The 12,616-nt window shown below is 73.3% G+C and carries 10 protein-coding genes and 1 pseudogene; 9 read left to right on the top strand and 2 right to left on the bottom strand.

Annotated features, from left to right (window positions below; translation table 11 throughout):
• Positions 1-2: 2 nt before the first annotated feature.
• Positions 3-3,005: a cytochrome P450 gene (locus tag ACFUVW_RS00760; RefSeq protein WP_430569432.1), complete on the bottom strand. Its 3,003-nt coding sequence runs from the start codon at positions 3,003-3,005 to the stop codon at positions 3-5.
• Between the two features lie 120 nt (positions 3,006-3,125).
• On the opposite strand from ACFUVW_RS00760, the gene ACFUVW_RS00755 reads away from it, so the two are divergent.
• The gene (locus ACFUVW_RS00755; RefSeq protein WP_430569431.1) at positions 3,126-4,052 is read left to right on the top strand and encodes a LysR family transcriptional regulator; all 927 of its coding nucleotides are present in this window, start codon (positions 3,126-3,128) and stop codon (positions 4,050-4,052) included.
• On the top strand, positions 4,049-4,468 hold the full coding sequence (locus ACFUVW_RS00750; protein ID WP_430569430.1) for an HtaA domain-containing protein: 420 nt from the start codon (positions 4,049-4,051) through the stop codon (positions 4,466-4,468). Before ACFUVW_RS00755 ends, ACFUVW_RS00750 begins: the two co-directional genes overlap by 4 nt.
• Positions 4,469-4,471: 3 nt before the next feature.
• Here ACFUVW_RS00750 and ACFUVW_RS00745 read toward each other — a convergent pair whose 3' ends face one another.
• Entirely contained in the window at positions 4,472-5,854 is a 1,383-nt protein-coding gene (locus tag ACFUVW_RS00745) for an MFS transporter (RefSeq protein ID WP_430569429.1), read from the bottom strand.
• 102 nt (positions 5,855-5,956) lie between these two features.
• Here ACFUVW_RS00745 and ACFUVW_RS00740 point away from each other — a divergent pair, with 102 nt between their 5' ends.
• From ACFUVW_RS00740 to ACFUVW_RS00710, 7 genes and pseudogenes are all read left to right on the top strand, one after another.
• Positions 5,957-7,426: a fumarylacetoacetate hydrolase family protein gene (locus ACFUVW_RS00740; RefSeq protein WP_430569428.1), complete on the top strand. Its 1,470-nt coding sequence runs from the start codon at positions 5,957-5,959 to the stop codon at positions 7,424-7,426.
• Positions 7,427-7,467: 41 nt separating this feature from the next.
• A complete protein-coding gene (locus tag ACFUVW_RS00735; RefSeq protein WP_430569477.1) occupies positions 7,468-8,142 on the top strand; it encodes a GntR family transcriptional regulator in 675 nt (224 codons plus the stop codon).
• Entirely contained in the window at positions 8,142-9,647 is a 1,506-nt protein-coding gene (hpaE, locus tag ACFUVW_RS00730) for a 5-carboxymethyl-2-hydroxymuconate semialdehyde dehydrogenase (RefSeq protein ID WP_430569427.1), read from the top strand. Before ACFUVW_RS00735 ends, hpaE begins: the two co-directional genes overlap by 1 nt.
• A 15-nt stretch (positions 9,648-9,662) precedes the next feature.
• Positions 9,663-10,817: a 3,4-dihydroxyphenylacetate 2,3-dioxygenase gene (hpaD, locus tag ACFUVW_RS00725; RefSeq protein ID WP_430569426.1), complete on the top strand. Its 1,155-nt coding sequence runs from the start codon at positions 9,663-9,665 to the stop codon at positions 10,815-10,817.
• Positions 10,814-11,626 carry a fumarylacetoacetate hydrolase family protein gene (locus ACFUVW_RS00720; RefSeq protein WP_430569425.1) on the top strand — a complete coding sequence of 271 codons (813 nt, stop codon included), beginning with the start codon at positions 10,814-10,816 and terminating at the stop codon, positions 11,624-11,626. Before hpaD ends, ACFUVW_RS00720 begins: the two co-directional genes overlap by 4 nt.
• Positions 11,611-12,438: an aldolase/citrate lyase family protein gene (locus tag ACFUVW_RS00715; RefSeq protein ID WP_430569424.1), complete on the top strand. Its 828-nt coding sequence runs from the start codon at positions 11,611-11,613 to the stop codon at positions 12,436-12,438. Before ACFUVW_RS00720 ends, ACFUVW_RS00715 begins: the two co-directional genes overlap by 16 nt.
• Positions 12,435-12,616: pseudogene (locus ACFUVW_RS00710) on the top strand (NAD-dependent succinate-semialdehyde dehydrogenase); the annotation flags it as partial. The gene ACFUVW_RS00715 and the pseudogene ACFUVW_RS00710, both read left to right, overlap by 4 nt.

Below are 12,616 nucleotides of genomic sequence, written 5' to 3'. Positions count from 1 at the left end.
CGTCAGGCCTGCACGGGCACGGGCACCTGGGCGAGCACGCCCTCGAGCCACTCCAGCGCGGCGTCGGCGGCCTCGACCGGTCCGCCGGCATCGTGCCGGCCGTACTCGCCGAACCGTCGGCCACCACACGCGGCCAGCGCCTCGTCCACCAGCTCGCTCCCACGCGAGTACGTCCGGGTGTAGCTGCGGTCCCCCATCCCGAAGACGGCGTAGCGCAGCCCGGACAGGTCGGGGCGACGCTCGACGAGCGCCCGGTGGAAGGGGCGTGCCGAGGTGGGCACCTCCCCGTCCCCGTAGGTGGCGCACACGACGACGTGGACCCGCGCGGGATCGAGGTCCTCGGGTCGCGTGTCCGCGAGGTCGCGCACCTCGGCCTCGTCGGCCAGCGCACGGCGCAGGTCGTCGGCGACCATCTCCGCGCCGCCAGACTCCGTGCCGAACAGCACCGTGACAGGGCCGGCGGCGCCGACGCGGGCTGCGTCCGCAGCCTCCTGCGCGGGCAGCTCGAGGTCGACGTCGCGCGCCGCGGCGAGCAGCTCCGCGCGCGTGCGCAGCTTCGCCCGGTCCCGCCCGGGGGCGGCGCCGAGCCGCTCGCGCAGGTCGATGCGGCGCCACCCGTCGAAGTCGGTCGCGTCACCGTGCCGCGCCAGGCCCGGGCGCGTGCCCGCGTGGCGGGCGACCCGCAGGTCCTCGGCGATCGTGGCCGCGAGCGCACGAGCATGGGTCCGCTGGTCCGGGATGGTCCCGCGGGGGCCGGTCCGCAGCCACCCCGCGACGTACAGCCCGGTCTCGACGCGCCCGTCCTCGTAGGCGCCGGGCGCCACGGGACTCCCCGCGTCGGCCGCGAACCCGACCGCCGTCACGACGTCGTCGGCGCGCAGGGTCACGGCGTCCGCCGGGCTGCGGAACCGGACGGCGAGGCGGCCGTCGGCGGTCCCCTCGATGCGTTCCGGCGCGAGGCCGAACCACCATTCGACCCGCACGCGCGCACCGTCGTCCTCCCCCGCGGCGGCCAGGTCGCGCACCGCGTCGAGGCGGGCGTCCTTGCCCGGAGGGACCGCGCCGAGGTCCGCACCGTGCACGCGGTGCGTCACTCCCGTCATCCCGGCGATCTCGCGCACCATGACCGGGTCGAACCGCGCGGCCTCCGGCGTGCCGCGGCCCACGACGTGCACCACGCGGACGTTCCCGACGAGGTGTTCGCGGGTCACGTCGTCGACATCCGTCCCGTCGAGGTCCTCGGCGCGGCGGGCCACCAGCCGCACCACGTCCATCGCGACGTTGCCGTGCCCGACGACGACGACCTCCTCGCCCAGCTCGGGCACTCCCGACTCGTCGGGGTGGCCGTTGAGGAGCCGCGTGATCCGGCCCGCGCCGTGCACGCGGGGGTGGCCCGCGCCCGGGACGGGGAGGGGAGCGTCGCCGTGCACACCCGTGGCCAGGACGACGGCGTCGTAGGCGCCGCGCAGCTCGTCCAGGCTCACATGCGTGCCGAGGCGCGTGTTGCCGTGGAACGAGACGGCCGGGTCGGCGAACAGCCGGTCGAACTGGCGCGCGACCGACTTCGTCCCCTGGTGGTCGGCGGCCACCCCGTACCGCACCAGCCCGTACGGCACCGGCAGGTCGTCGAGCACGTCGAGGGTGCAGCCGGGCAGCGTGCGGCGCAGCGCCTGGGCGGTGAAGCACCCTGCCGGTCCGGCCCCGACGATCGCGATACGGCCGCGCGGCTCGGGCGCGCCCGCCACGTGCTCCGACGACGCCGACGCCGCCGGTCCCGTCCGCTCGGGCGGGGCCTGCGCGTCCCACCGCACCGGCATGCGCGTCATCCCGCGGAACACCCAGCCGCCGATCTCGGCCGGGTCCTCGGGGACCAGGTCGAGGCCGCGCAGCCGCTCGAAGAGGCGCGGCAGGCCCACGGCCGCCACCTCGGCGCGCGCCACCCAGGCGCCGAGGCACACGTGCACGCCCTTGCTGAACGCCAGGTGCGGCTTGACCTCGCGGCGCACGTCGAAGGCCGCGGCGTCGGCCCAGACCGTCTCGTCCCGGTTGGCGGACAGCGGGCAGATGCCCAGACGCGCACCGGCGGGCAGGCTCACGCCGGCGAGGTCGACGTCGCGCGTCGTCTGGCGCGAGTACAGGCCGATGGGTGCCACCCAGCGCAGCGTCTCGTCGAAGACGGCCGGCCACAGGGCAGGGTCGGCCTCGACGGCGGCGCGCTGCTCGGGATGGGTCAGCAGCGCCCAGGCCGCGACGCCGAGGGCGTCGCGCGGCTCGTTGAGCCCGCCGCCGATGGTCATCTTGATGTTGGCGCGCACCCGCTCCAACGGCATCTCGTAGTCCGGGATGCGCAGCAGCGACGACAGCAGGCTGTGGTCGGGGTGGTCGGCGTGCCAGCGCATCATCTCGTCGAGCGCGTCGTCGACCTCGTCGAAGGAGCGCTCCCCCGCGGTCCACACCTCGGGGTCGTCGGCGTAGTTGCCGGTCGCGTTGATGAGGGTCTGCGACCAGCGCTGCATGTCCTCCTGGGTGGCGTTGTAGAGGCCGAGGATCTCGCGCAGGTTCTCCGCCGCGTACGGCGCGGCGAAGTCCCAGATCAGGTCGGCACCGGGACCCTTGGCGACCATCTCGTCGAGGTATCGGGCGGCGTTGCGCTCGAACACGCCGGTCCACGTGCGCTTCACGGCGCCCGGGCGCAGCACCGGCTGCCACGCCTTGCGCTCGGCGTAGTGCTCCGGGTCGTCGCGCCGGAGCATCGAGTGCCCCATCGCGCGGATCTGCAGCGAACCCTCCTCGTTCGCCGAGAAGGTCTCCTGGTCCATCTCGGTGGCGTGCACCGCCTCGTACGACGACACGAGGTAGCGACCCACCTGCGGCACCCAGTGCACGCCGCCCTCGGCGCGCAGCCGCTCGAAGATCGGGAACGGGTCGCGGAACAGGTCGGGGATGGTGACCCAGTCGGCGACGGGGGCGGGGCGGCCGGGGGCCGCGGGGGCGGGAGCTGCCATGACGACTTCCTCGTGGTCAGGGGTGGCGCCGGCGGTGGCGCCTCGCCGACCATAGGAGCGGCTCACACCCCGAGAAAAGCGGTTTGATCAGCGTAACAACTTCGATTGATCCGAGGAAGCATGGTCGACGACTCCCCCGACTTCACGCTCCGCCAGCTGTCGTACCTGGTGACGGCCGCCGACGAGGGCACCATTGCCGCTGCCGCGGCGCGGCTGCACGTCTCGCCGTCCGCCCTCTCGGACGCGATCACCGAGCTCGAGCGCGTGCTCGGCAGCCGGCTCACCGTGCGACGGCGCGCGCACGGGCTCACGCTCACCGGCACCGGAGCGCACGTCGTCGCAAGCGCCCGCCCGCTGCTGGCGTCGGCGCGTGAGCTCGCCCTGTCGATGCGGGGCGACGGCGACGAGCTCGTCGGCCCGATCACCATCGGGTGCTACCCGACGCTCGCCCCGACCGTGCTGCCGCCCCTGCTGCACGACTTCGGCGAGGCGCACCCCCGCGTCGACCTCCAGATCCTCGAGGCCACGCACGACCAGCTCGAGGGCCGCATCGAGACCGGGGAGGTCGACGTCGCGTTCGTCTACGACACGCTCGTTCCTGGGCACCCGCGGCGGGAGAAGTTGTTCGAGCTGCCCGCGCACGTCCTCGTCGCCGGCGACGACACGCTCGCCGCGGTGCCCGCCGTCCGGCTCGAGGACGTCGTCGAGCGCGACCTGATCCTGCTGGACGCCCCGCCGTCCAGCGAGCACACGTTGTCGCTGTTCACGGCCCGCGGGCTGGTGCCGCGCATCCGGCACCGCACGACGAGCTACGAGGCCGTGCGCACGCTCGTCGGGCGCGGGCTGGGCTACGGGATCCTCGTCCAGCGGCCCGCGAACCCCGCGAGCTACGAGGGCTACCCTGTCGCGATGAAGGAGATCACTCCGGCCGTGCCGCCCGTCGGCATCGACGTGATCTGGTCCGCGACGCAGCAGCCGCCCGCCCGGGTCCGGGCGCTCGTGGACTTCGCACGGTCGATCCGCTGGCCCGCCCCGCAGACCGTATGAGCGCCATGGTCTGGGGCGTCAAGGCCTCCCTGGTCCAGTACACGCAGGCCATGCCCGACGGTCGCGTCGAGACGGCAGACGGCGTCGAGGCGACCGCTGCGGGCTTCAGGTTCCCCCCGGCCGACGAGCCGCTGGCCTTCCGCGGGTCGGTGACCTTCACCGGGCACGGCGGGATGATGCGCGTCGTGCTCGCCGACCCGCGCCTCGTGGAGACTGCGGACGGCTGGGACCTCACGGTCCGCGACGACGGGGTGCCCGGCGGGCGGCTGCGGTTCGCCACCCTCGAGGCGCTCGCGCCGGACGCCGACGGCGGCCGCCGGGCCACGAGGACCCGGCTGACCGCCGACGGCGCCGACCTGTTCTTCGGCCCGTACGTCGAGGGCACGCAGCTGGACGACCCGCGCGTCGAGCCCTGACGGTCAGGCTCGCGTGACCCCGTAGATCGGGCTCTCGGACTGTGCCTCCTCGGCGTCCGGGCCGAGCGGGATGTCCGTGCGGTCGCGCAGCAGGAGCGTCGCCGCGAACGCGAGCGTCATGATGCCCGCCATGTACCAGGCGACGGCCCGGCTCGTACCGGTGGCCTGGACGAGCCACGCCGAGATCAGCGGTGCGAACGCCCCGCCGAGGACGGCACCGATCGCGTACGCGATGGAGACGCCGGAGTACCGGATGGACGCGGGGAACAGCTCCGTGAAGTACGCGGCCTGGGGGCCGTACGTGAAGCCGTTGCCGATGGTGAACAGCGCGATGCCGACGAAGAACAGCCACGCGCTTCCGGTCTCCACCAGCGGGAACAGGAACCACACCGTGATGAGGAAGACGATCCAGCCCGCGATGTAGGTGTTCCGCCGCCCGATCCGGTCGGACAGGCTCGCGCCCAGCCAGGTGAAGAGCAGCCACACCGCCGCGGAGCCCGCTACCGCCAGCAGCACGGGCGTGCGGTCCATCCCCACGTGCCCGCCCTCGGCGATCGGCGTCGTGGCGTAGTTCTGCAGGAACCCGCCGGTCGTCATGTACCCGGCCGCGTTGTTGCCCGCGAAGGTGAGCGCGGCAAGGATCACGAGCAGCCAGTGCTTCCGGAACAGCTCGACGATCGGCATCCGGCTGCGCTCGCGCTTGACCGCGAGCTCGGTGAAGACCGGGCTCTCCTCGACCTTGCGGCGCACCACCATGCCGACGACGACCAGCACGAAGCTCAGCAGGAACGGGATGCGCCAGCCCCACTCGACGAACGCGTCTCCCGGGGAGATGACGCCGGTCATGAGGGCGAGGACGCCGGAGGCGAGCAGCATGCCCAGGGGCACGCCCATCTGCGGGAACGCGCCCATGCGCCCGCGCCGGCCGGCCGGGGCGTGCTCGACGGCCATGAGGACCGCGCCGCCCCACTCGCCGCCGGTCGACAGACCCTGCAGCACGCGCAGCACGACCAGCAGGATCGGCGCGGCGATACCGATCTGCGCGTAGGTGGGCAGGAGGCCGATGAGGGTGGTCGCCACGCCCATGAGGATCAGCGTCACGACCAGCATCGCCTTGCGGCCGATCTTGTCGCCGTAGTGGCCGGCGAGGAACGCGCCGAGCGGGCGGAAGAGGAAGCTGATCCCCACCGTGGCGAACGACAGGAGCGTCGCCGCGGCAGGGCCGGCCGGCTCGAAGAACAGCGCGCCGAACACGAGGCCGGCGGCGTTGGCGTAGAGGAAGAAGTCGTACCACTCGATGGTGGTGCCGATGACGGTCGCGAAGGCGACGCGTCGGAGCTCGCGACGTTCGGTGTCGCTGGGGACGGCGGCGGTGCCGGTGGTCATGTCCGGAAGACCTCTCTGTCAGTCCGCGGGTGGTGCAGTGGCAGGAATCGTATATCATCCGAGATACGACATGACAGCCCTCGACCTGACAGTGGGGTGCCCGTGGTCACCGACGACCAGCCCAAGCCCGGCAAGATCATCGCCGTCCACCTGAACTATCCGTCCCGCGCAGCGCAGCGGGGCCGGACGCCGAGCCAGCCGTCCTACTTCCTCAAGCCCGGCTCGTCGCTCGCCGCGACGGGCGGCACCATCGAGCGCCCGCTCGGCACCGAGCTCCTGGCCTTCGAGGGCGAGGTCGCGATCCGCATCGGGACCGCCGCGCGCTGGGTCTCCCCCGCCGACGGCTGGTCGCACGTCGACGCCGTCACCGCGGCCAACGACTTCGGCCTCTACGACCTGCGCGCCGCCGACAAGGGCTCCAACCTCCGCAACAAGGGCGGCGACGGCTACACGCCGCTCGGTCCGCGCTGGATCCCCGCGTCCGAAATCGACCCCGCGGGCCTGCGCGTGCGCACCTGGGTGGACGGCGAGCTCGTGCAGGACGACTCCACCGGCACGCTGCTGTTCGACTTCGGCCGCCTCGTCGCGGACCTGTCCCAGCACCTCACGCTCGAGCCGGGCGACGTGATCCTCACCGGGACACCGGCAGGGTCGTCGGTCGTCGGGCCGGGGCAGGTCGTCGAGGTCGAGGTGGACGCCCCCGAGGCACCCGGCGCGCGTGCCTCGGAACCGCTGTCCAGCGGCCGGCTCGTCACCACCGTCACCGCCGGCACGCGCGCGTTCGGCGACTTCGGGTCGAAGCCGGCGGTGGACGAGAAGCAGCGGGCCGAGGCCTGGGGCACGCCGGTCCCCGCGCCCGAGCCGGCCTTCACGCTCACGGACGCGATGCGCGAGCGGTTCGCCGGCGTCGCCGTGGCCACCCTGTCGGCGGCGCTGCGCAAGCGCGGCTACACCGACGTCTTCGTCGAGGGCGTGCACGGCAACCACCCCGGCGACCGGTTCGTCGGCACCGCCCGCACGCTGCGGCTCATCCCCTTCCGCCCCGACCTGTTCGCCTCCCACGGCGGCGGCTTCAACGCGCAGAAGCGCGCGTTCGACGCCGTCGAGCCCGGCGAGGTGATCGTCGTCGAGGCCCGCGGCGAGCGCGGCACCGGCACCGTGGGCGACGTCCTCGCCCTGCGCGCCCACGTGCGCGGCGCGGCCGCGATCGTCACCGACGGCGGCGTGCGCGACGCCGACGCCGTCGCCGAGATCGGCATCCCCGTCTTCTCGCAGGGCCCGCACCCGTCCGTCCTCGGCCGCAAGCACGTGCCGTGGGAGACCGACGTGACGGTCGCCTGCGGCGGCGCCGCGGTGCAGCCGGGCGACGTCGTCGTGGGCGACGGCGACGGCGTCCTCGTCATCCCGCCCGCGCTCGTCGAGGAGGTGCTCGCCGAGGCCGAGGCCCAGGAGGCCGCCGACGCGTGGGTCGCGCAGCAGGTCGCCGCCGGCGCGCCCGTCGACGGGCTGTTCCCCATGAACGCCGAGTGGCGTGCGCGGTACGAGCGGGAGACCGCCGGGGGCGCGTCGTGAGCGTCACCGCCGGTGCCCCGACCGGCTCGGCCGACGGCACCATGAGCAAGTCCCAGCGCGCGTACGCGTACCTGCGCGAGCGGATCGAGGACGGGCGCTTCGTGCCCGGCTACCGCCTCGTGCTGGCGCAGCTCGCGGGCGAGCTCGACATGTCCGTGGTGCCCGTGCGCGAGGCGATCCGCCGCCTCGAGGCGGAGGGGCTGGTGACGTTCGAGCGCAACGTCGGCGCCCAGGTCGCGCTGCTCAAGGAGACCGAGTACCAGCACACGATGGAGACGCTGGCGCTGGTCGAGGGCTTCGCCACCGCGCTGTCGGCCCCGCACCTGTCCGCCACGCAGCTCGACGCCGCGCGGGCGGTCAACGAGCGGATGCGCGACTGCCTCGCCGACTTCGACCCGCACCGCTTCACCGAGCTCAACCTCGAGTTCCACGCGGTGCTGTTCGAGCCGTGCCCCAACCCGCACGTGCTCGACCTCGTCCACCGCGGCTGGCGGCGCATGACCGTGCTGCGCGACTCGTCGTTCTCGTTCGTGCCCGGCCGGGCGCGGGAGTCCGTCGCCGAGCACGACGGGATCCTCGACCTGATCGGCGGGCTGCAGGCGGGGCGCACGGAGGCGCTCGACGTCGAGCTCGCCGCCCGCCGCCACCGCACCAACACCCTCGACGCCGTCCTCGCCCGCCAGGCGTCCCACCGTCCCCACCCTTCGGAGAAGTGATGACCGAGCAGACCCAGACCCATCGCCCCGCCGACCTGCCCGCCGCGATCCGGCACTACATCGACGGCCGCTTCGTCGACTCCCTCGACGGCGCCACCTTCGACGTGCTGGACCCGGTCTCGAACGAGACCTACCTCCAGGCCGCCGCGGGCAAGAAGGCCGATGTCGACGCCGCCGTCGCCGCCGCGCGCCGCGCGTTCACGGAGGGCCCGTGGCCGAAGATGCTGCCCCGCGAGCGCTCGCGGGTGCTGCACAAGATCGCCGACCTCGTGGAGTCGCGCGACGCGCGCCTCGCCGAGCTGGAGTCCTTCGACTCCGGCCTGCCGATCACCCAGGCCCTGGGCCAGGCCCGCCGCGCGGCCGAGAACTTCCGCTTCTTCGCGGACCTGATCGTGGCGCAGGCCGACGACACCTACAAGGTGCCCGGCCGCCAGATCAACTACGTCAACCGCAAGCCGATCGGCGTCGCCGGCCTCATCACGCCGTGGAACACGCCGTTCATGCTCGAGTCGTGGAAGCTCGCCCCCGCGCTCGCCACCGGCAACACCGTGGTGCTCAAGCCCGCCGAGTTCACGCCGCTGTCCGCGTCGCTGTGGGCCGGGATCTTCGAGGAGGCCGGGCTGCCCCAGGGCGTGTTCAACCTCGTCAACGGCCTGGGCGAGGAGGCCGGCGACGCGCTGGTCAAGCACCCCGACGTGCCGCTCATCTCCTTCACCGGCGAGAGCAGCACCGGCCAGCTGATCTTCGGCAACGCCGCCCCGTACCTCAAGGGCCTGTCGATGGAGCTGGGCGGCAAGTCGCCCGCCGTCGTCTTCGCCGACGCCGACCTCGACGCCGCGATCGACGCGACGATCTTCGGCGTCTTCTCCCTCAACGGCGAGCGCTGCACGGCCGGCTCGCGCATCCTCGTGGAGCGTGCCGTCTACGACGAGTTCGTCGAGCGGTACGCCGCCCAGGCGAAGCGCGTGCGCGTCGGATACCCGCACGAGAAGGACACCGAGGTGGGCGCCCTCGTGCACCCGGAGCACTTCGAGAAGGTCATGAGCTACGTCGAGCTCGGCAAGACCGAGGGGCGCCTCGTGGCCGGCGGCGGCCGCCCGGAGGGCTTCGAGACGGGCAACTTCGTGGCCCCCACCGTCTTCGCGGACGTGAAGCCCGACGCCCGGATCTTCCAGGAGGAGATCTTCGGCCCCGTCGTCGCGATCACGCCCTTCGACACCGAGGCCGAGGCGCTCGAGCTCGCCAACGGCGTGAAGTACGGGCTCGCGGCCTACATCTGGACCAACGACCTCAAGCGCGCCCACAACTTCTCCCAGGCCGTCGAGGCCGGGATGGTCTGGCTGAACTCGAACAACGTGCGCGACCTGCGCACCCCGTTCGGCGGCGTCAAGGCGTCCGGCCTGGGCCACGAGGGCGGGTACCGCTCCATCGACTTCTACACCGACCAGCAGGCCGTGCACATCACGCTCGGCAAGGTCCACAACCCCACGTTCGGCAAGAACTGAGCAAGGACGCCAGAGATGACCCACCTGAACGACCGCACCCTCACCTCCTCGGGCTTCTACGTCTCCCAGGAGGCGCCGATCCACTCGGACAACCCGATCGCCACGCCGTCGAGCCCCGCACCCGACATCCTGCGCTGCGCGTACATGGAGCTCGTCGTCACGGACCTCGCCGCCTCCCGCGAGTTCTACGTGGACGTGCTCGGCCTGTACGTCACCGAGGAGGACGAGAAGAGCATCTACCTGCGCTCCACCGAGGAGTTCATCCACCACAACCTGGTGCTGCGCCAGGGCGACGTCGCCGCGGTCGCCGCGTTCTCCTACCGCGTGCGCACGCCGGAGGACCTCGAGAAGGCCGTCGCCTTCTACACGGAGCTCGGCTGCGAGGTGCGCCGCGCCCCGGAGGGCTTCACCAAGGGCATCGGCGACTCGGTCCGGGTGATCGACCCGCTCGGCTTCCCGTACGAGTTCTTCTACCAGACCGAGCACGTCGAGCGGCTGTCGTGGCGCTACGACCTGCACACCCCCGGCGAGCTGGTGCGCCTGGACCACTTCAACCAGGTCACACCCGACGTGCCGCGGGCCGTGAAGTTCATGCAGGACCTGGGCTTCCGCGTCACCGAGGACATCCAGGACGACGCCGGCACCGTCTACGCCGCCTGGATGCGCCGCAAGCCGACCGTGCACGACACCGCCATGACCGGCGGCGACGGCCCGCGCATGCACCACGTGGCGTTCGCGACGCACGAGAAGCACAACATCCTCGCCATCTGCGACAAGCTCGGCGCGCTGCGCCGCTCCGACGCCATCGAGCGCGGCCCGGGCCGCCACGGCGTCTCCAACGCGTTCTACCTGTACCTGCGCGACCCCGACGGGCACCGCGTCGAGATCTACACGCAGGACTACTACACCGGTGACCCGGACAACCCGGTCGTCACGTGGGACGTGCACGACAACCAGCGCCGCGACTGGTGGGGCAACCCCGTCGTCCCCAGCTGGTACACCGAGGCGTCCCTCGTGCTGGACCTCGACGGCGTCCCGCAGCCCGTCGTCGCCCGCACGGACGACTCCGAGATGGAGGTGACCGTCGGCGCCGACGGCTTCTCCTACACCCGCCGGGACGACGTCGACGGCGGTGGCGTGCAGGGCTTCAAGCTGGGGGCGACCCTGTGAGCACGACGCCGGACGGCGAGCGCACGCTCGACGACGCGGCCGTCGTCGCCATCGCCGACGAGCTCGCCGAGGCCGACCGCACCCGCACCCCCGTGCCGCTGCTCACCGCGCGGCACGAGGGGATGACGGTCGCGGACGCGTACGCCGTGCAGCGCACGTGGCGTGACCGCGGCGTCGCGGCCGGGCGCCGCGTCGTCGGGCACAAGATCGGGCTGACGTCCAAGGCCATGCAGGCCGCGACCGGCATCACCGAGCCGGACTACGGCGTCATCTTCGACGACATGGTGCTGGAGTCCGGCAGCGTCGTGGAGCACGCCGCTGACTCCAACGTGCGGGTGGAGGTGGAGCTCGCGTTCGTCCTCGGCGCCCCGCTGAAGGGCCCCGGCATCACCGTGACCGACGTGCTGCGCGCCACCGACCGCGTGGTGCCCGCGCTGGAGATCCTCGACGCCCGCGTCGAGATGCCCGGGCGCACCATCGTCGACACCATCAGCGACAACGCCGCCATGGGTGCCATGGTGGTGGGCGGGCGGCCCGTGCGGGTCGACGACGTCGACCTGCGGTGGGTGTCCGCCCTGCTGTACCGGAACGAGACGATCGAGGAGACGGGCGTGGCCGCGGGCGTGCTGGGCCACCCCGCCGCCGGCGTCGCCTGGCTCGCGAACAAGCTGGCCGCGCACGGCGACTCGCTCGCCGCCGGCGAGACCGTCCTGTCCGGGTCGTTCACCCGCCCCACGTGGGTGCACCCCGGCGACACCGTGCACGCCGACTACGGGACCTTGGGGGCCGTGACATGCCGCTTCGTCTGACCACCGACCGCTCGCTGGCCGCGATGCTCACCGAGGCCGCGGACGAGGGCCGCCCCCTCGTCGGCGCCTGGTCGTCGATGGGCAGCCCCGTGGCGGCGGAGCTGCTCGCCGGTAGCGGGCTCGACGTCGTGCTGGTCGACGGCGAGCACGGGCCGAACGACCTCACCACGGTCCTCGCGCAGCTCCAGGCCACCGCCGCGTACCCGGTCGCGACGCTCGTGCGCGTGCCATCCGGCGACCCGGTGGGCCTCAAGCGCGTGCTCGACCTGGGGGCCACGAACGTCCTGGTGCCCATGGTCGACTCCGCCGCCGAGGCCGAGGCCGCCGTCCGCGCGGTCCGGTACCCGCCCGCCGGCGTGCGCGGCGTGGGCAGCGCGCTCGCCCGTTCGTCACGGTGGGCGCGCGTGCCCGGCTACCTCGGCGGCGCGGACGACGGCATCACGCTCGTCGTGCAGCTCGAGACGCGCGCCGCGATCGACGACGCCGCCGCCATCGCCGGCACGGACGGCGTCGGCGCCGTGCTCATCGGCCCCGCGGACCTCGCCGCGTCGCTCGGCCACCTCGGCCAGCAGGACCACCCCGAGGTCGTCGACGCCGTGCTCGGCGCGATCGCCGCGTGCCGCTCCGTGGGGACTCCGGCCGGTGTCAACGCGTTCGACCCGGCCATGGCCGACCGCTACCTCGACGCCGGGGCGGCCTACGTCGTCGTCGGCGCCGACGTCACCCTGATCGCGCGCGGCTCCGAGCAGCTCGCCGCGCGCGTCGCCTCCCGCACGACGACCGCACAGCCGAAGGACGGTGGAACCCGATGACGACGACCACTCCGGCCACTCCGACCAGCACCACGAGCCCTCGCGAACGCGCGGCCGAGCTGCTGGGCACCACGCCCACCGGCCTGCTGGTCGGCGGCGCCTGGCGCGACGCGTCCGACGGCGGCACGTTCGCCGTCGAGAACCCGGCCAGCGGCGAGACCCTGACGCTTGTCGCGTC

This window comes from Isoptericola sp. NPDC057391 (genome assembly GCF_042668085.1).
GTDB lineage: Bacteria > Actinomycetota > Actinomycetes > Actinomycetales > Cellulomonadaceae > Isoptericola.
This window is presented reverse-complemented; position numbering and strand designations above follow the sequence as displayed.